The organism is Brevundimonas sp. LF-1, from assembly GCF_037055305.1.
Taxonomy (GTDB): Bacteria; Pseudomonadota; Alphaproteobacteria; order Caulobacterales; family Caulobacteraceae; genus Brevundimonas; species Brevundimonas sanguinis.
Map to the genome: position 1 here is coordinate 2,582,784 of NZ_CP146349.1, position 18,793 is coordinate 2,601,576.

The 18,793-nt window shown below is 66.6% G+C and carries 15 protein-coding genes, 3 tRNA genes and 3 pseudogenes; 9 read left to right on the forward strand and 12 right to left on the reverse strand.

Going from position 1 to position 18,793, the window contains the following annotated elements; genetic code table 11:
* Window positions 1-62: 62 nt before the first annotated feature.
* The gene (locus V8F63_RS14250) at window positions 63-1,508 is read right to left on the reverse strand and encodes a chain-length determining protein (RefSeq protein WP_025977418.1); all 1,446 of its coding nucleotides are present in this window, start codon (window positions 1,506-1,508) and stop codon (window positions 63-65) included.
* Window positions 1,509-1,633: 125 nt separating this feature from the next.
* Between V8F63_RS14250 and V8F63_RS14255 the strand changes: the two genes are divergently transcribed.
* Entirely contained in the window at window positions 1,634-2,362 is a 729-nt protein-coding gene (locus tag V8F63_RS14255; protein ID WP_392353777.1) for a polysaccharide biosynthesis/export family protein, read from the forward strand.
* 116 nt (window positions 2,363-2,478) lie between these two features.
* Here the strand turns inward: V8F63_RS14255 and V8F63_RS14260 are convergent, their stop codons facing one another.
* The 8 genes and pseudogenes from V8F63_RS14260 to V8F63_RS14295 all read right to left on the reverse strand — a co-directional run bounded on the left by V8F63_RS14260 (window position 2,479) and on the right by V8F63_RS14295 (window position 6,995).
* Complete coding sequence (locus V8F63_RS14260) at window positions 2,479-2,784, reverse strand: hypothetical protein (RefSeq protein WP_025977420.1); 306 nt, start codon at window positions 2,782-2,784, stop codon at window positions 2,479-2,481.
* Between the two features lie 189 nt (window positions 2,785-2,973).
* A tRNA-Pro gene (locus V8F63_RS14265) sits at window positions 2,974-3,050 on the reverse strand.
* 90 nt (window positions 3,051-3,140) lie between these two features.
* Complete coding sequence (locus V8F63_RS14270) at window positions 3,141-3,593, reverse strand: DUF192 domain-containing protein (protein ID WP_392353780.1); 453 nt, start codon at window positions 3,591-3,593, stop codon at window positions 3,141-3,143.
* Window positions 3,594-3,617: 24 nt separating this feature from the next.
* Window positions 3,618-4,157: a cold-shock protein gene (locus V8F63_RS14275; protein WP_392353781.1), complete on the reverse strand. Its 540-nt coding sequence runs from the start codon at window positions 4,155-4,157 to the stop codon at window positions 3,618-3,620.
* A 179-nt stretch (window positions 4,158-4,336) separates the two neighbouring features.
* Window positions 4,337-4,411 (reverse strand) — tRNA-Glu (locus V8F63_RS14280).
* A gap of 183 nt (window positions 4,412-4,594) precedes the next feature.
* Window positions 4,595-4,669 (reverse strand) — tRNA-Glu (locus V8F63_RS14285).
* 115 nt (window positions 4,670-4,784) lie between these two features.
* Window positions 4,785-6,586: pseudogene (recJ, locus tag V8F63_RS14290) on the reverse strand (single-stranded-DNA-specific exonuclease RecJ).
* A 181-nt stretch (window positions 6,587-6,767) separates the two neighbouring features.
* Window positions 6,768-6,995: a hypothetical protein gene (locus tag V8F63_RS14295; protein ID WP_392353783.1), complete on the reverse strand. Its 228-nt coding sequence runs from the start codon at window positions 6,993-6,995 to the stop codon at window positions 6,768-6,770.
* A 308-nt stretch (window positions 6,996-7,303) separates the two neighbouring features.
* Between V8F63_RS14295 and phaC the strand changes: the two genes are divergently transcribed.
* Together phaC and V8F63_RS14305 are read left to right on the forward strand one after the other, a co-directional pair.
* On the forward strand, window positions 7,304-9,274 hold the full coding sequence (phaC, locus tag V8F63_RS14300) for a class I poly(R)-hydroxyalkanoic acid synthase (protein WP_392353785.1): 1,971 nt from the start codon (window positions 7,304-7,306) through the stop codon (window positions 9,272-9,274).
* Entirely contained in the window at window positions 9,271-9,648 is a 378-nt protein-coding gene (locus tag V8F63_RS14305) for a hypothetical protein (RefSeq protein ID WP_134581134.1), read from the forward strand. Before phaC ends, V8F63_RS14305 begins: the two co-directional genes overlap by 4 nt.
* Window positions 9,649-9,667: 19 nt before the next feature.
* Here the strand turns inward: V8F63_RS14305 and argC are convergent.
* The 3 genes and pseudogenes from argC to rplM form a co-directional block, all read right to left on the reverse strand.
* Window positions 9,668-10,602, reverse strand: a pseudogene (gene argC, locus V8F63_RS14310) (N-acetyl-gamma-glutamyl-phosphate reductase).
* Window positions 10,603-10,708: 106 nt separating this feature from the next.
* Window positions 10,709-11,197 carry a 30S ribosomal protein S9 gene (gene rpsI, locus V8F63_RS14315; protein ID WP_024354145.1) on the reverse strand — a complete coding sequence of 163 codons (489 nt, stop codon included), beginning with the start codon at window positions 11,195-11,197 and terminating at the stop codon, window positions 10,709-10,711.
* Window positions 11,198-11,199: 2 nt separating this feature from the next.
* Window positions 11,200-11,673, reverse strand: coding sequence for a 50S ribosomal protein L13 (gene rplM, locus V8F63_RS14320; RefSeq protein ID WP_201105658.1), 474 nt, complete (start codon window positions 11,671-11,673; stop codon window positions 11,200-11,202).
* Between the two features lie 277 nt (window positions 11,674-11,950).
* Between rplM and V8F63_RS14325 the strand changes: the two genes are divergently transcribed.
* From V8F63_RS14325 to V8F63_RS14350, 6 genes and pseudogenes are all read left to right on the forward strand, one after another.
* Window positions 11,951-12,562, forward strand: coding sequence for a TIGR02466 family protein (locus tag V8F63_RS14325; protein ID WP_392353788.1), 612 nt, complete (start codon window positions 11,951-11,953; stop codon window positions 12,560-12,562).
* Between the two features lie 123 nt (window positions 12,563-12,685).
* A complete protein-coding gene (gene ettA, locus V8F63_RS14330; protein ID WP_025977430.1) occupies window positions 12,686-14,353 on the forward strand; it encodes an energy-dependent translational throttle protein EttA in 1,668 nt (555 codons plus the stop codon).
* A 220-nt stretch (window positions 14,354-14,573) separates the two neighbouring features.
* A complete protein-coding gene (locus V8F63_RS14335) occupies window positions 14,574-15,503 on the forward strand; it encodes a 2-hydroxyacid dehydrogenase (RefSeq protein WP_392353790.1) in 930 nt (309 codons plus the stop codon).
* 135 nt (window positions 15,504-15,638) lie between these two features.
* Complete coding sequence (locus tag V8F63_RS14340; RefSeq protein WP_025977434.1) at window positions 15,639-16,601, forward strand: metalloregulator ArsR/SmtB family transcription factor; 963 nt, start codon at window positions 15,639-15,641, stop codon at window positions 16,599-16,601.
* Window positions 16,601-17,548 (forward strand): methylenetetrahydrofolate reductase [NAD(P)H], encoded by a 948-nt coding sequence (gene metF / locus V8F63_RS14345; RefSeq protein WP_392353791.1) that lies wholly within the window; start codon window positions 16,601-16,603, stop codon window positions 17,546-17,548. Before V8F63_RS14340 ends, metF begins: the two co-directional genes overlap by 1 nt.
* Window positions 17,549-18,624 (forward strand): annotated as a pseudogene (locus tag V8F63_RS14350) (homocysteine S-methyltransferase family protein).
* Window positions 18,625-18,793 lie beyond the last annotated feature (169 nt).

The window sequence follows — 18,793 nt, forward strand, 5'->3', positions numbered from 1 at the left end:
ATTTGGCGAAACCTAGCACGGGCCGTCCGCCGGTCATCGCCGCGTATCCGCGTCATACGCGCTCAGATGCTCTTGGCGGGCGCTACGGCCAGCACCGGCGCGTTGAGGGTGCGGCTCAGGGTCGCGGGCATGGCGAATCCCGGCCGCAGCAGCACCCGCAGCAGGCCGACGCACAGGGCGGTGAAGCCGGCGAACAGGAAAACGGCGATCATCAGCGGCGCCTTCAGGCTCTTGCCCTTCGACGGCGGCTGGGCGCGCTCGATGACGGTGACGTTGTCGGCGCCCGCCTTGACCAGTTCGTTGTCGGCGCGGCTCTGGGTCTCGCGCTGCTGGAACTCGCGGATCGAGGCGGTCAGCACCTCGCGGTTGCCCGCCAGGGTCGAGTTGCGCGACTCCAGTTCGGTCAGGCGCGACTGACGCGCGCGCAGGTCCGACAGTTGCCGATCCAGAACGGCCAGCCGCGCCGCCAGCGCATCCCGCTCGGCCTGGGCGTTGATGCGGGTGGTCTCCAGTTCGACCCAGATCGGGTTCGGTCCCGTGCGGACCTCCTTGGCGCCGACCGCCGTGCCTGTGCCGACATAGGTCTGGAGTTGGGCGATCTTGGCGTCGATCTCGCGCACCGGCTGGGCGTCGGCCTGATAGCGTGCCAGCAGGCTCTCACGTTCCGTGCGCAGTTGCAGGATCAGATCCTGGGCCGAAACGTTCAGATCCTTGTACAGGGCCACCTCGGCCGGGGTCCGCGACAGCTGGCTTACCAGCGTAGCCAGACGCTGCGACGCCTGCTGCAGTTGGGCCTGAACGCCCATCCGCTCGGCGAAGATCGACTGATAGGTGCTGGCGACCGTCGCCCTGGCCGTGGCGAAATCGCCGATATTATTGGTGCGCAGGAAGTCTTCATACGCGCGGTCAGCGTCGCCCAGCTCGTCCTCGAATGTCTGGCGCTGAGTGCGGATCGCCGCCGTCGCGCGGTCCTGAAACACTTCGCGGCGATAGGTCAGATACTGGTCGATGACCGTGTTCAAGACCCGCGCCGACTTGGCCGGATCATCGCTCTTGTAGCTCAGGCCGATCACCGGGCTCAGCGGCGTCACCTCGACGCCCAGACCGCTGGCGACCGCGCGAACCGCCGAGGCCTCGCGGCGGGCCGGATCGGCGGGCGGGGGAGCATCGGGGCTCTGGAAGCTCTCGACGCCCAGAGCGCGCACCACGCGGCGCTTGACCTCAAGGCTGTTAAGGATGGCCGCCTCGGACTGAGCCACCTCAGCGGCCGAAGGCGGCATCGCCCGCTCGCCCAGGCCGACGCGCGGTTGATAGACATATTCCTGACCGACGCCGACAAACAGGCTGGCTCCGGCCGTGTAGGTCTTCTTCATCGTCATCACGACAGCGGCGCCGATGCCGAAGATCACCGCGAAGATGATGACCATCAACAGCAGCTCCCGGAACAGCAGGGCCACGACGTCCATGACGCCGTACCGGGGACGGGTTGCTGTGACGTGCGAACGCATACGGGCCGGATCATCCACCAGTGTCAGACCGGGACAGCTTGAAGCGTTGGCGTTAACCGGCCGTTACCCATAAGGCGTCAACTTGGCGGAACTTCAGTTTCGCAATCGATCGGACCCGGCCGCTCATGGACGTTGATCGCCGCCTGCTTCTTCTGGCGCTGGGCGCCGGCCTGACCGGCTGCGCGTCAAGCGGGCGCAACGAGCCCGCCGCCGTCCTGCCCACGCCTCAGACAGTGGCCGACCTGCCGCGTGACCTGACCTTCGCGCCGTGGACCGATATCGAGCCTGAATACCGTCTCTACGCCGGAGACGAGATCGAGGTCGCCCTGCCCACCGCGCCCGAACTGACCCGTCAGCTGAAGATCGGCCCGGACGGCCGTGTCTCCCTGCCCCTCGTCGGTCATGTGACCGCCGCCGAGCGCAGCCTGTCTGAGCTTGAGGGCGACATCTCGGCCGGCTACGCCCCTCACCTTCTGCGCCCCGAGGTCGAAGTGACGCTGCGCCAGGCCGGCCCGCTCAAGGTCTGGGTCGACGGCGAGGTGCGCAATCCCGGCGTTTTCGACATGCCGGGCCAGATCGACGCCTATCAGGCCCTGATCATGGCGGGCGGCGCCCTGCCGACGTCCAACGCTCGAAACTGCGCCCTGATCCGACGCGGACCGGGCGATCTGCGCATGCTGAAGGTGCTCGACTTGCGGGCGCCGCGCGGCGAGATTCTGCCTCTACGTCGCGGCGACATCATATTCGTTCCGCGCTCGACGCTGGGCGAACTGGCGGCCTTCTTCACCCAGTTCCGCGCCGCCCTGCCGATCGGCTTCTCCTACGCCATCAACGGCGGCTACGCCTCGACCTGACGCGGGTCGGGGCGATGCGGCGATAAGTGAAGCCGCGTCATCGTCCATATGGATCGCGAAGCCCGTCTTACAGGCCGAAGCGAACTTCGCTTCACGACCCGTAGCGGACATCCGGCTCACCTTGTCCGGCGTGCTCGGACCAGTCGATATATCCCACGCGCGCCCAAAACAGGCACCGCGCCTATGGCGCAGCCGACCAATCCGTAAGCCGTGAAAAAAGCGGCGTCCAGTAGCAACACATCGGTCATTTCGTCCGCGTAGCTCCAATCGATAAGAAGCGCGAAGTCGGCAAACACGGCAACGAGCAAGGTCGTCAATGCGAACCGCCAGTAGGAGCGCCCTTTCAACATGACGAAAATCAGCGCGCCCACGAACCCGATAACCAATGAAAGGGCGAACGCCACATAATAGGTGAAGTCCATTGTGATCGTTCCTCACGCGAGAGGGCAACCATAAGGGACCTTAAGTCCGCTTCCCACCCATAGCCGAAGTTCAAAGGGCCTGCTCTGCGCAACCAAAGCCCGCGCCGATCGAGAAAACTTGATTGAGAGGCAGCGCGTCCGCCGCAGGGACGAGTGTAAAACTCATCCAGCCCAAACGGGCTTAAACCGTGGTCGGGGCGAGAGGATTCGAACCTCCGACCCTCTGGTCCCAAACCAGATGCGCTACCAGGCTGCGCCACACCCCGGACCGACGGAGCGCTCTCATGGCACGTCGGCGGCGGCGCCGCAACGGCCTAAGCGGCGCCTTAGTCGTCAAGGGCGAAAGAAAGGGTGTTTCACCGTGTCGCCCGGCTTGGCGCCGATCTCGTCAGCCCGCCCTGCGCGCAGTTCCAGCACTCCATTAGCCGCGCCGTTCGAGGGATCGGCGCCTCTGAGTTCGGCGTCGTGTGGCGGGCGATGGACACGATGCGGCCGCGCGGGTCGATGTAGAGGATGTCCAGCGAACTGGGCGTGTTCTTCATCCAGAAGCTCTGCTCGGACGCCGTCGGGAACTGGAACAACATCCCGCGATCGTCTTCCAGCGGCGGGCGGAACATCAGGCCGCGCGCGCGCTCAGTGTCGTCGTCCGCGATCTCGACCATGAATTTGTGCTCGCCCATCGACGTGACGATGGACAGAGCTTCAAGCGGTTGCCCCGCGCCATCCACCGGCCCTGTGCGAGCGCAGGCCGAAGCCATCACGGCGATCCCCAGGGCGGCCCCCAGGGCGAAACGGCGAGTGAGGTTCATCATCATCGTCCTCTACGGACGAACTCAGCCGCCCGGTCTGATATCAGCCACCACGAGGCCCTTGGGACCTTCGGCGAAGCGAACGCTGACCGGATCGCCCGGCAGCAGGTCGTCCAGGCCGCAGCGTCGCAGCGTCTCGACGTGAACGAAGATATCGCCGTCCTGGCCGTCACGCACCACGAATCCATAGCCCTTGGTGCGATTGAACCATTTGACCACGGCGGCTTCCAGCGGGGTGTCAGCAGAGAAAGCCTGACCAATCGACGAGGGCCGGACGTTTTCCCGCCGCGTCACAGGCGTCGCCTCAGCCGCTTCCAGATCAATGACCGTCACGACCTGCCAGCCCTTCGTCCGCTTTGCGCATTCGCAGGTGATGGCCGCGCCCTCGCCCGCCAACTCGTGCCCCGCCTGGCGCAGGCCGGTGACATGAAGCAGGACGTCGCGACCTTCCGTCAGAGCCGGATCGTCCGGGACGATGAAGCCGTACCCCTTGCCAGCGTCGAACCACTTGACCTTACCGGCGACCTTGACGGTCTCAAGCGTATCGCTCTCTTCGAAACTCATCACCTACTCCCCGCCCGAGCACTCCGGGACAGTCGCCATACCACGGGTATGTCAAGACTGGCAATCTTGCCGCCCCTTTTACGCCACATTATCGTCACGAGTGCAAGACAAACGCGCGCAACCGCGCGTTGCACAGGCGGTCTTGGGGCTGGAGATTTTGGGGAGGTGTTTGCTCCGCGTGGCAGTCCCTAGGGGAATCGAACCCCTCTTTTCAGGTTGAAAACCTGACGTCCTAACCGATAGACGAAGGGACCGCTGCGCGGAGGAGCGGCCTGATAGCCGTCCCTTTTCGGCGACGCAAGAGGCTGCTTCGCGCTTTTTCAAAAAAACGACAAAGCCGCACGCAGACGCCGGATCGATCGCGCAAAATCGACACGGCAAGCGTGCGTATTCACGAGCGACGACAGATCTAAATGTCAGGGGAGATAAACTCCGCGTGGCAGTCCCTAGGGGAATCGAACCCCTCTTTCCAGGTTGAAAACCTGGCGTCCTAACCGATAGACGAAGGGACCGCTGCGCGGAGGACCGTGTAGATAGCCGCCGATTCCGCTTATGGCAAGCTCGGTGGAGGCGATTTATGCGACTTTTTCAAAGACCTGCGTCGTTTCACAGCCAAGGCTGACGCTTTCAGACCATGCGCGGATCGGCGACGTCCTCGATCTCGAACTGAACGCCGCGACGGCCGTTCCAATCGTCGGCTTTCAGACGGCCCGCCACGTTGAGGCCGCCCTGCCCCGCCAGCAGCGCCTTGCCCGTCGGCAGGTCGGCGCAGCGCCAGGCGATGGCGCGCACCGAGGCGCCGTCCGGCCCGACCAGACGGCACCGCACATGGCCGCCGTTCATGGCCACCGGTTCGCGGGCCTGAACCCCTTCCAGCGCGAACAGAGGCTCTGGGTTGGCGGGGCCGTAGGGGGCCAGTTGCTCAAAGGCGTCGAACAGATCGCGGGTGGCGGCGCGCGGGTCGATCAGGGCGTCGACCTCGACCCAGTCCTGGGCCACGGCCTCGACGCGTTCGTCCGACAGTCGCTCATTGAGGAAGGCGCGCAGTTCGTCGATGCGGCCGGCCGCCACCGTCAGACCCGCGGCCATGGCGTGGCCGCCGCCGGCGATCAGCAGGCCGTCGGTCCACGCCGCCTGCACCGCTCGGCCCAGATTCATTCCCGGCTGCGATCGGCCCGACCCCTTGCCCACGCCGTTGATGGCGTCGATGCCGATGACGATGACCGGCTTCCTCCAGCGTTCGCGCAGGCGCCGGCGACGATGCCGACCACGCCCGGGTGCCAGTCTTCGCCCGAGACGACCACGGCGGCGCTGTCGTCGGCATGGGCGCCCGTCGCCTCGACGCGGCGGACAGCCTGTTCCGTCACCTCGGCCTCGACCTCGCGGCGAGCGAGGTTCAAGGCGTCCAGTTCCTGCGCCAGCATCTGCGCCTCGTCAGGATCGTCGGTGGACAGAAGGCGCGCGCCCAGATCCGACTTGCCGATCCGACCGCCCGCATTGATGCGCGGCCCCAGGATAAAGCCCGCATGGTTGGTCTTGGCTGGTCCCGGCTCAGCCCCCGCCGCCGCCAGCAGGGCGCGCAGGCCCGGATTGCGCCAGTGCGACATGACCCCCAGCCCCAGACTGGTCAAAGCGCGGTTGAAGCCGGTCAGGCCCGTCACGTCGCAGATGGCGCCCATGGCGGCCAGGTCCAGCCACTGACGGATATCGGGCTCAGTCTTGCCCTCGAACAGGCCGCGCCCGCGCGCCTCGCGGTTCAGGGCGGCCAGCAGGACGAAGACCACCCCCGCGGCCGCCAGATTGCCCTGCCCCGAGCCGCAGCCCGGCCGGTTCGGATTGACCACGGCCAGGCAGGCGGGCGGCTCCTCGCGCATCATATGGTGGTCGATGACCACGACCTTCAGGCCGATGGCCGCCGCATGGGCCACGGCTTCGTTAGCCGCCGCGCCGCAATCGACGGTGATGACCAGATCGGCGCCGCGCGCTTTCAGCGTATCAAAGGCCCGCGCGCTGGGGCCGTAACCCTCGGTCAGGCGATCCGGCACATAGATGGGCAGGTCGGCGCCCAGCGCCCGGAACCAGCGCACCAACAGGGCCGCGCTGGACGCCCCGTCCACATCGTAGTCGGCGAAGACGTGGATGCTGGCGCCGCTCTGCAAGGCGTCGACGATGGCGGCGGCGGCGGCGTCCATGTCCATGAAGCTGGACGGATCGGGGAACAGCGCCTTCAGCGTCGGCTTGAGGAAGTCGGCGCCCTGATCCGCCGCCACGCCGCGCGCCGACAGGGCGCGAGCCATCACCTCGTCCAGCCCCAGCGCCTGCATATGGGCGCGGGTCGTCGCCGTCTCGGCGGGACGCTGCCGCCACGCCCGCCCCGACAGAGAGCGGCTGACACCCAGAAAGGCGGGCAGGCCGTAACCGTCCGCCATCAGAAGGACCGTCCGACGAAAATAGCGACAATGAAGACAGAACGGGCCATGCGGACCTTTGCAGCAGATTCGAGCGTCGGCCTGCGGCCGAAGCGTTCAGGATCGCGGGATTCGAGGCCGGACGCGATCTGCGCGCCTCATGCCCCTTATATCGTGACTGCGCCTGATACGGTCGTGCGTCTCAGAAGCGCGGACGGTCGATAGGCGGCGGCGCCGTGGCGCGGCGGCGCAGCTCTTCGGCGTAGACTTCGACTTCCTGAGCGGTCTTCAGCGTCTGGGGCGACATCTGGCTGGCGTCCAAACGGCGGTTGATCTCGGCGAGGAAGGCGGCCGGGTCGCTGTTCAGCGTCCAGTCGATACGGGCCATCTCAGCCGTCAGAGCAGCGCTGCGGCCTTGCAGGCGTCCCACATCGGCGGCGATCTCGGTCGGCGCCGGCAGCGGGGTGCTGCTGCGCGGGAAATCGGCCCAGCGCGGATAATGGCGATTCTCATCGACCAGTTGCTGGATGCGGGCGCCAGCGGCGAGGTCGGGTCGGTCTTCGGCTCGAAAGCCCCGACGCAGCCGCCCAAAATCAGGGCTGAACCGAGGGTCGCCCCCAGGCTGCCGTCCATACCGTCTTTTTCAGCATAAGCGCGTTCATTTCCGTCACTGACATATGCCATCATCGCGTCGGGAGGAAGGCGCGCGCATTCGCTCGTCCCCAACGGAGGTTCGCCATGGCCAAGCGCCCGACCAAGGCCCCGCTCCAGCCGACGGCGCCTGCCGACGCGCCCGCGCCGCGCAAAGCCGGCCGCCCGACCTCGGCCAAGCCGCGCGCCAAGAGGGCCGCTGCACCGCCTGAACAGCCGCAACCGGCGCCCGCCCCGGAACCGACGCCGCAGGACGAAGCTCCCTCCTCCTCGCCCGACTTCATGGCCTTCAGCGCCGAGCAGCGTCAGCAGTTGGAAACCCTGTCGTTGAACCTCGCCAAGGCGGCGATGATGGCCCAGACGGCGGTGGCCGAGGCGGCCCTGTCGCAAGCCGACCGCCCCGCCGCCCTGTCGCCCGACCCGTTCAATGTGGCCCCGGCCATGTCCTCGGTCATGACCAGCCTGGCCGCCCGCCCCGAGAAACTGTTCCAGGCCCAGGCCGACCTGTTCGGCCGCTATATGGAGCTGTGGTCGACCACCACACGCCGGGCGATGGGCGAGACAGTCGACAGCCCCGCTCCTTCCGACAAGCGGTTCCGCGACCCCGCCTGGTCCGAGAACCCCATGTTCGACATGATGCGCCAGTCCTATCTGGCCACCTCGGACTGGATGAATAATCTGGTCTCCAGCGTCGAGGACGTGGACCCGCGCGTGAAACGCCGGGCTGAGTTCTTCACCCGCCTGCTGACCGACGCCTTCTCGCCTGCCAATTTCTTGGCCTCGAACCCCGTGGCGCTGAAGGCGCTGGCCGAAACCAGCGGCGAGTCTCTGGTGCGCGGGATGCAGAACTTCGCCGCCGATCTGGAGCGCGGGGCTGGCTCGCTGAAGATCAGCCAGGCCGACTACGGCCGCTTCGTCCTGGGCGAGAACGTCGCCACGGCCCCGGGTCAGGTCGTCTGGCGCGACGAGTTGTTCGAACTGATCCAGTACGACGCCGCGACGGAGCAGCAGCACGCCATTCCGCTGCTGATCTTCCCGCCGTGGATCAATAAGTTCTACATCATGGACCTGCAGCCGGCGAACTCCCTCATCCGCTGGCTGAGCGCGCAGGGCTTCACCGTCTTCGTCTGCTCATGGGTCAATCCGGACCGCGACAAGGCCGAGTTCGGCCTCGACGACTATATGAAGAAGGGTGTCTATCGCGCCGTCGAGAAGACGCTGGAACAGACCGGCCAGAAGCATCTGAACGCCGTCGGCTACTGCATCGGCGGCACCATGCTAGGGGCCACCCTGGCGCACATGGCGGCCAAGGGCGACGACCGCGTCGCCTCAGCCACCTTCTTCGCCGCCCAGCACGACTTCGCCGAGGCGGGCGACCTGCTGCTGTTCACCGACGAGCACTGGCTGGCCGAGATCGAGCGCATGATGGACGAGGCGGGCGGCGTCCTGCCCGGCACGGCGATGGCCGACACCTTCAACGCGCTTCGCGCCAACGACCTGATCTGGTCCTTCTTCGTGTCCAACTATCTGATGGGCAAGGCGCCGCCCGCCTTTGATCTGCTGGCATGGAACGCCGACCAGACGCGGATGCCCAAGCGGCTTCACCTGCAATACCTGCGTCTCATGTACGGCCAGAACGCCCTGGCCAAGGGCGAACTGGAGATCGACGGCGAGGCCATCGACCTGTCGAAGGTCCGCATCCCCCTCTACTTCCAGGCCAGCCGCGAGGACCACATCGCGCCGATGAACTCGGTCTACCGCTCGGCGCGGCTGTTCGGCGGGCCGGTGACCTATACGCTGGCCGGTTCGGGCCATATCGCCGGTGTCATCAACCCGCCATCGGCCAACAAGTATCAGCACTGGGTCAACGCCGCCCTTCCCGAAACGCTTGAGGAGTGGCAAGCGGAGGCGCAGCAGCATCCCGGCAGTTGGTGGTCGCACTGGGCCGGCTGGCTGGGCGCGAAGTCCGGCGAGAAGATCGCCGCTCGCGATCCCAGGGCCGGGCCGCTGAAGCCCATCGAACCGGCGCCCGGCGCCTATGTGAAAGTAAAGTCTTGAAGCGTATCGAGCCTAACCTGCTGCTGGCCGTCGCCACGGCCATTCCGCTGATCCTGCTGATCGCAACGGCGACCCTGTTCGGAGCGCCCGGCCAGCTGGTGAAGTATCTGGCGATCGCCATTATCGTGCCGGCGGCCTTCGTGCCGCTGAACGGCATCATGGCCCGGCGGATGGGCATGCAGCGCCCGCCGATGATCCATCCTCACGCCGCCTCGACCGCCGTCTGGGCCAGCCTGTTTCCGGCGCTGATCATCCTGGCGGCGGGCGTGCCGCTGGTCTTCCCCGGACACGATTACGGCCTGCTGATCATCATCGCCGCCGTCTTCTTCGGCGGGACGGTGGAGTCGGCGGTCAAGGCGGCGCGGGCGCGCTGATCGCGCGCCCCGGCCGGCCTCACATGAGGCCGGTCGCCTCGTCCAGACCCAGCATGATGTTGAGGTTCTGAACCGCCGCGCCCGAGGCGCCCTTGCCCAGATTGTCCAGCAGGGCGACCAGACGCGCCTGCTCCCCGCCGCGATCGCCGAAGACGTGCAGGCGCATCCGGTTGGTGCCGTTCAGGCCCTCGGGCTCGATGCCGGTCATGGCCTCGGTCTCGTCGATCTCGGCGACCTCGACGAAACGCTGGCCGTCATAGGCCTCGACCAGCGCGCCGTGTAGCCGCTCGACCGAGGGCGTCTCCGGCAGGGCCGACAGGTGCAGCGGAACCTCGACCAGCATTCCCTGGCGGTATTCCCGACAGCGGGCGAGAACAGCACCGGCCGCGACAGCCCCGCGTGCTTGGTCATTTCCGGCACATGCTTGTGCTTCAGCGTCAGGCCATAGGCGCGGAAGGCGGTGGATGCGCCCTCAGCTTCAAACTCGGCGATCATCGCCTTGCCCCCGCCGGAATAGCCGGACACCGCATTGATCGTAACCGGCCAGTCCGCCGGGACCAGCCCAGCCTTCACCAGCGGCCGCATCAGGCCGATGAAGCCGGTCGGATAGCAGCCGGGGTTCGACACCCGCGTCGAGGCGGCGATGGCCGCGCGCTGGGCCGCATCCATCTCGGCGAAGCCATAGGTCCAGCCGTCCGCCACGCGATAGGCGGTCGAGGCGTCGATGACCCGCACCGACGGATTCTCGATCATCGACACGGCCTCGCGGGCCGCATCATCCGGCAGGCACAGAATGACCGCATCGGCGCTGTTCAGCGCCTCGCGCCGCGCCTCGACATCGCGTCGGCGGTCGCCCAGCAGCATCAGTTCCAGATCGCCGCGCGCCTCCAGACGCTCGCGGATCTCCAGCCCCGTGGTCCCGGCCTCGCCGTCGATGAAGATGGTGTGGGTCATCGCATGCTCCCGAAATGCCCCTTCCATTGCGGGAAAAGGGCAAAAGAAAAAGGCGCCTCGGGTTTCCCCGAAGCGCCCTTTGTATTCCCAGTCGCGGGTTCGCGACCTAGCGCTTCGAGAACTGGAAGGACTTGCGCGCCTTGGCGCGGCCGTACTTCTTACGCTCGACGACGCGGCTGTCGCGGGTCAGGAAGCCGTGCGGCTTCAGAACCTTGCGCAGTTCCGGCTCGTAGTGGGTCAGGGCGTGCGACAGGCCGTGGCGGATGGCGCCGGCCTGGCCCGACAGGCCCGAGCCCTCGACGGTGCAGATCACGTCGTACTGGGTGGCGCGGTCCGAAACGTTCAGCGGCTGGGCGACCATCATCTGCAGCACGGGGCGAGCGAAATACGCAGCCACGTCCTTGCCGTTGACGGTGATCTTGCCGGTGCCGCGCTTCACCCACACGCGGGCGATGGCGTTCTTGCGCTTGCCGGTCGAGTACGAACGGCCCAGGGCGTCGATCTTCGGCTCGCGGACGATTTCCTCGGCAGCAGCGGTGCCCAGGCCCTTCAGGGCGTCAAAGCCGGCGGCGGTGTCTTGAGTCACGTCGGTCATGCTCAGGCGCTCCGGGTGTTCTTGGACGACATCGACTTGAAGTCGATGGTCGTCGGCTGTTGGGCTTCGTGGTCGTGCGCGGCGCCGGCGAACAGGCGCAGGTGGGTCATCTGCTTGCGAGCCAGCGGCGACTCCTTGGGCAGCATGCGCTCAACGGCCTTTTCCAGCACGCGCTCGGGGAAGCGGCCGCCCAGGACTTTCTCCGGGGTCGTCTGCTTGATGCCGCCCGGGTGGCCGGTGTGGCGATAGTAGACCTTGTCGGTGTTCTTCTTGCCGGTGAACACCACCTTGTCGACGTTGGTGACGACGACGTAGTCGCCGCAGTCAACGTGCGGGGTGTAGGTCGGCAGGTGCTTGCCGCGCAGGCGGTTGGCGATGAAGGTCGCGAGGCGGCCCACCACGACGCCTTCGGCGTCGATGTGGATCCACTTCTTCTCGACCTCGGCCGGCTTCAGCGAAGCCGTAGTGCTCTTCAGCATGATGAGGGTCCTGGAAGACGAAAAACGCGGCCCGAACCAGATGGATCGGGCGGAGGCCGTGCTGATAGAGGGTCCACGCGCACAGGTCAACGCCATCCTTGATGCGGAAAACAGGATAACTTGTTGAAAAATATCGTCTATTTATAGCTGGTATTAAAATACCCGACCCGTTTCGCCCGAAAGGTGCCGCCGAGGGGCCGGAAAACACCCCGTCGCCCGCCCTGCGCGACCGTTTTCGTCTTCTCGCATAAATCCAGACGCGGTATCGCGGGCCATGCCCTCTCGCTCCCTCTTCCCGACCCAAGTGTATGACGCCTCCCTCGCCTCGGCGCGCGGGTGGATGGAGCTGCACGAGGAACTGCTGGACCTGTGCCTGGTCATGGCGGAAGAGGACGAGGCCGGGATCGAATGGTGCCGGGCCAACCACTATCCGGGCTATACTTCCTATGGCTCGATCAACGACCTGCCTCAGCGGTTCCCTGAGTTCGGCGAGCTGAAGAAGCTGCTGGACAAGCATGCGGCGCTCTTCGCCCATAGCCTGCATTTCGACTTGGCGAAGAAGCTGCGGCTGGACAATCTGTGGGTGAATGTCCTGATGCCCGGCGGCGGCCACACCGGACACATCCACCCCCACGCCGTGCTGTCCGGCACCGTCTATATCCATGTGCCCGACGGCGCCTCCTCGCTGAAGATCGAGGACCCGCGCCTGGCCATGATGATGGCCCGCCCCGGCCTGACCGCCGAAGCCGGCGAGGCGGAACAACCCTTCGTCTATCTGAAGCCGGCGCCCGGCACGGTGCTGATGTGGGAAAGCTGGCTGCGCCACGAAGTGCCCGCCAACCGCGCCGAGGAACAGCGCATCTCCATCAGTTTCAACTACGCCTAAGGCGGGGCCGACGCCGCCATTGAAAAGCCGCGTCGGCGTCCGAAGATTTGCCCAAAGCCTTCGGGATCGCTACATCCCCCGGCAACTTCCCATCCGCACTGAATCAAAGGCGCGACGCGACGCATGGCGCAACAATATATCTTCCAGATGCAGGGCCTGACCAAGGCCTATCCCGGCGGCAAGAAGGTCTTCGAGAACATCTGGCTCAGCTTCTACAACGACGCCAAGATCGGCGTCGTCGGGGTCAACGGCTCGGGTAAGTCGACCCTGCTGAAGATCATGGCCGGCCTGGACCACGAGTTCCAGGGCGAGGCCCGCGCCGCCGACGGCGTCAAGCGCGGCTACCTGGAGCAGGAGCCGCAGCTCGACCCGAACCTGAACGTTCGCCAGAACGTCGAGGCCTGGTGTGAAGAGAAGCAGTGGGTCAACCGCTTCAACGAAGTCGCCAACGAACTGGGCGAAAACTACACCGACGAGCTGATGGAGGAGATGACCGCCCTCCAGGAAAAGATCGACGCCGGCGACGTCTGGGACATCGACAGCCGCATCGATCAGGCCATGGGCGCCCTGCGCTGCCCGCCGGACGACTGGGAAGTCACCAATCTGTCGGGCGGTGAAAAGCGCCGCGTGGCGCTGGCTCGCCTGCTGCTGTCCAAGCCGGACATGCTGCTGCTCGACGAACCGACCAACCACCTGGACGCCGAGTCGGTGGCCTGGCTGCAGCACCACCTGGAAAACTTCCCCGGCTGCGTCATCCTGGTGACCCACGACCGCTACTTCCTGGACCTGGTGACCAAGTGGACGCTGGAGCTGGACCGCGGCAAGGGCCACCCGCACGAGGGCAACTACTCCTCGTGGCTGGAAGCCAAGACCAAGCGCGTGGTGCAGGAGCAGTCGGAATCCGAAGCCCGCCAGCGCGCCCTCACCCGCGAACTGGAATGGGTCCGCTCGGGCGCCAAGGCCCGTCAGGCCAAGTCCAAGGCCCGTCTGGCCGCCTATGAGAAGATGGTCGCCGAGCAGGAAAACAGCCGTCAGGCCCAGTCCTTCGCCGTCATCCAGATCCCGCCCGGCCCGCGCCTGGGCAACGTGGTGCTGGAAGTCGAGGGGCTGAAGAAGTCCTATGGCGACAAGGTCCTGTTCGACAACCTGAACTTCAAGCTCCCGCCCAACGGCATCGTCGGCGTCATCGGCCCCAACGGCGCCGGCAAGTCGACCATGTTCAAGCTGATCACCGGCCAGGAACAGCCCGACGGCGGCACGATCAAGGTCGGCGAGACGGTCAAGCTGGCCTATGTCGATCAGTCGCGCGACGACCTGAAGCCGGACGACACCATCTGGCAGGCCATCTCGGGCGGCACCGACATCATGATGGTCGGCAAGCGCGAGATTAACACGCGCGCCTATGTCGGCAGCTTCAACTTCAAGGGCGGCGACCAGCAGAAGAAGGTCGGCCAGCTCTCGGGCGGTGAGCGCAACCGCGTCCACCTGGCCAAGACCCTGGCCACCGGCGGCAACCTGATCCTGCTCGACGAACCGACCAACGACCTGGACATCGAAACCCTGCAAAACCTCGAAGAGGCTCTGGAAGAGTTCGCCGGCTGCGCGGTGGTCATCAGCCACGACCGCTGGTTCCTGGACCGTCTGGCCACCCACATCCTGGCCTTCGAAGGCGACGGCCATGTGGAATGGTTCGAGGGCAACTTCGAAGCCTACGAGCAGGATAAGATGCGCCGCCTGGGCGCGGACAGCATCATTCCCAAGCGCGTCCAGCACCAGAAGTTCGGCCGCTGATCCAGCGGACAGACTGACACGCGGCCCTCCGAGCGATCGGGGGGCCGTTTTTCTATGCCCCTCTCCCGCTCATCCCGGCGGACGCCGGGATCCAGTAAGAGCCGAAGACCAGAGGGTCGAACGTCGCACCTGTCGCCAGAACACTGGATCCCGGCGTCCGCCGGGATGAGCGGTGAATGAGAAGGCTGGCGCTCCGGCGAAAGCGGGATAGTCTGCGCCCATGACCCAGCGTCCCGCCGTCCTGATCATGCAGCGGCATCTGGCCCCGCTGAGCGCCTTCCTGGAAGGCGCCTACGATGTCTATCGCTTCTGGGAAGGCCCGCCGATCGAGGCCGCCGGCGACATTCGCGCCCTGATCGTCGCCGGCGAGTTCGAGCTCGACAAGGATCTGATCGAGCGCCTGCCGACCCTGTCGCTGGTCGCCTGCTTCACCGCTGGATACGACGGCATCGACGTCGAGTGGTGCCGCGCGCGCGGCCTGCCCGTCACCCATGCGCCCGGCGTAAACCATGAGGACGTGGCCGACCACGCCATCGGCCTGATCCTCGCCTCACGCCGCCAGATCGCCGAGGGCGACCGCGCCGTCCGTGCGGGCGAATGGAGCCTGTCCAGCCGCAGCATCACCACATCTCTGAGCGGTCAGCGTCTGGGAATCGTCGGTCTGGGCCACATCGGCGAGGCCGTAGCGCGGCGCGCCGAGGTCATGCGCATGGACGTCCGCTGGTGGGGGCCGCGCGCCAAGGAGGCCGCCTGGCCCCGCGCCGACAGCCTGATCGCCCTGGCGCGCGATTCGGACATTCTTGTCGTCGCCTGCCGCGCGGACGAGAGCAACCGGGGGCTCATCTCTCAAGATGTCATCGATGCGCTTGGGCCTTTAGGTCTGCTGGTCAACGTCGCGCGCGGACAACTGGTGGACGAAGACGCCGTCATCGCCGCCCTGAGAGAGGGCCGCCTGGGCGCCGCAGCACTCGACGTCTTCGCTGAGGAGCCGACCGACGCGGCGCGTTGGGCGGGCGTGCCCAACACCGTCCTGACGCCCCATACCGGCGGCGCCACGACCGAAGCGGTGCAGGGCATGCTGATGCTGCTCCTGCAGAATCTGTCCGCCCACTTTGCGAACGAGCCGCTGCAGACGCCTGTCGCAGACTGAGATTTGCTCTTTGGGGCGCTCTCGACCCTGAATTCAGACACAAGAAGAACGATCCGTGCCTGCGTTCGGTGGTTGGCGGACGCACGCGACCAGATTTCGCTTGCATAAGCGTATAAGGATATCTTTATACGACCTATGACACTGACTGCTGACCAGACCGTAGAAGCCCTGCGCGCCGCCGGCGAACCGACCCGCCTGCGCGTCCTGTCCCTGCTGGCTGCGGAGGAGCTGTCGGTGATGGAGCTGTCGCGCGTTCTGGACCAGAGCCAGCCGCGCGTCTCGCGCCATCTGAAGCTGATGGCCGACGCGGGTCTGATCGAGCGGTTTCCCGATGGCGCGCGCGTCTTCTACCGTCTGTCGCACGACGCCCTGTCGCGGCGGCTGATCGACACCGTGCTGGACCTGCTGGACGACGGCGAGGGCGAGGCCGACCATCGCCGCCTGGAGGAGGTGCGCAAGGAGCGCGCCATCGACGCCGCCCGCTATTTCGAACAGATCGCGCCCCAGTGGGACCAGATGCGCAGCCTCTATGTCTGCGAAAGCGCGGTCGAGGCGGCGGTCGAGCGCGCGGCCGGTCCCGGCCCGTTCGATCGGGTGGTCGACCTGGGCACCGGCTCGGGCCGGATGCTGACCCTGTTCGGCAAGAAGGCGAAGATGTCGGTCGGCCTGGACCTGTCGCAGAACATGCTGAACATCGCCCGCGCCAACGTCTCCAAGGCCGGGCTGGACAAGGTCGAGCTGCGCCACGGCGACATCTTCTCGACCCGCCTGCCGCACGAGAGCGCCGATCTGGTGATCGTCCATCAAGTGCTGCACTACCTGGCCGATCCCGCCGCCGCCGTGGCCGAGGCTGCGCGTCTGGTCATGCCGGGCGGCAAGCTGCTGATCGTCGATTTCGCCCCGCACGCCTTCGAGCACCTGCGCGAGGCGCATCAGCACCGTCGCCTGGGCTTCCCCGACGCTGAAATCCGCGAATGGCTGACCGAGGCGGGTCTGACGCCCTCGGCGCCCATCGCCCTGCCGCCCGACACGGAGGGGCTAACCGTTCACATATGGACCGGCGAACGCGCCGCGAGCCCCGTCCGAAAGACCGCCTGATGGCCCCCTCCTCTCTCGCCGAAGCCCGCGCCCTGCTGCTGTCGCCGCTGGGCCCAGTCGCGCGCGCCGGCTCGAACCGCAACGCCGTCAACGTCTCCTTCGAGTTCTTCCCGCCCAAGACCGACGCGGCCGAGGCCAATCTGTGGTCGGCGATCCGGCGGCTGGAGCCGCTGAACCCGGCCTTCGTCTCCGTCACCTACGGCGCGGGCGGCTCGACGCGCGAGCGGACCCACCGCACCGTCCAGCGCATCATCAGCGAAACCACCCTGCGCCCCGCCGCCCACCTGACCTGCGTCGAGGCCAGCCGCGCCGAGGTCGATGAGGTCATCGAGGGCTATAAGGCCATCGGGGTCGATCACATCGTCGCCCTGCGCGGCGACCCGCCGGGCTCCGCAGGCATCGGCGGCGCCTATACGCCGCGCGCCGACGGCTACGCCAACGCCACCGAACTGACCGCCGCCCTCAGCCGCATCGGCGGGTTCGAGGTCACGGTCGGCGCCTATCCGGAAAAGCACCCGGAAAGCCCCTCCATCGACCACGACATCGAGGTGCTGAAGGCCAAGGTGGATGCGGGCGCCACGCGCGCCGTGACCCAGTTCTTCTTCGACATCGAGGCTTTCCTGCGTTTCCGCGATCGGGTGCGGGCGGCGGGCGTGACCATTCCGCTGATCCCGGGCGTCATGCCGGTGACCAACTTCGCGGGACTGCAACGGATGACGGCGGCGTGCGGCGCGGCCCTGCCCGATTGGCTGGCAGGCCACTTCGACGGGCTGGACGACGACCCGGAGACGCGCAAGCTGCTGGCCGCCTCCATCGCCGCCGAAACCTGCGCCCGCCTTCAGGAAGAGGGCTTTTCGGACTTCCACTTCTACACCCTGAACCGGGCCGAGCTGGTCTATGCGATCTGCCGGGTCCTGGGCGTGCGCGAAACCAAGGCTGTTGCGTAGATGACGTCTCCCCTGACCCGCCCCGACCGGATCGCCGCCCTGCACGCGGCGGCGAAAGAGCGATCCTGGTGCTGGACGGCAGCTGGGGCGTGATGATCCAGCGCCGCGAGCTGACGGAAGAGGACTTCCGCGGCGAGCGCTTCCACGACCACAGCCATCCGCAGAAGGGCAACAACGATCTGTTGATCCTGACGCGCCCGGACATCATCGCCGACCTGCACGACGTCTATTACGCCGCCGGGGCGGACATTTCGGAGACCAACACCTTCTCCTCGACCACCATCGCCCAGGCCGACTACGGGCTGGAAGACGCGGTCTATGACCTGAACTATGAAGGCGCCCGCATCGCGCGCGAGGTCGCCGATCGCTGGACCGAGAAGGAACCGCACAAGCCCCGCTTCGTCGCCGGCGCCATAGGCCCCACCAACCGCACCCTGTCGCTGAGCCCCGACGTCAACGACCCCGGCTATCGCGCCGTCACCTATGACGAGGTCTATGAGGCCTATAAGCAGCAGGCTCGCGCCCTGCATCAGGGCGGGGTCGACCTGTTCCTGATCGAGACGGTGTTCGACACCCTGAACTGCAAGGCCGCGATCAAGGCGATCAAGGATCTGGAGGACGAAGGGCTGGAGCCCCTGCCCCTGTGGATTTCCGGCACCATCACCGACCGCTCCGGCCGCACCCTGAGCGGCCAGACGGCGGAAGCCTTCTGGAACTCGATCCGCCACGCCAGGCCGTTCGCCGTCGGCTTCAACTGCGCCCTGGGCGCCGAGCTGATGCGGCCCCACATCGCCGAACTGAGCCGGGTGGCCGACACCCTGGTCAGCGCCTATCCGAACGCGGGCCTGCCCAACGCCATGGGCCAGTATGACGAACAGCCGCACGAAACGGCTCACTTCCTCGAGGAATGGGCGCAGTCGGGTCTGGTCAACATCGTCGGCGGCTGCTGCGGCACCACCCCCGACCATATCCGCCACGTCGCCGAAGAGGTCGCGGACGTGCCCCCGCGCGTTGTGCCGGAGCGCCCGGTCGCCCTGCGCCTGTCGGGCCTAGAACCGTTCGAGCTCGTGTCGTGACGACCACCTGCCCCTTCCTTCTCTCGGGGAGAAGGTGGCCGCGAAGCGGTCGGATGAGGGGCGGCCCACAACGCGCTCACCCTCAGCCGTTCAGCCTGCGGAACCCTACCCCTCATCCGTCATGCGCTGCATGACACCTTCTCCCCAAGGGGAGAAGGACTGCCTTTGG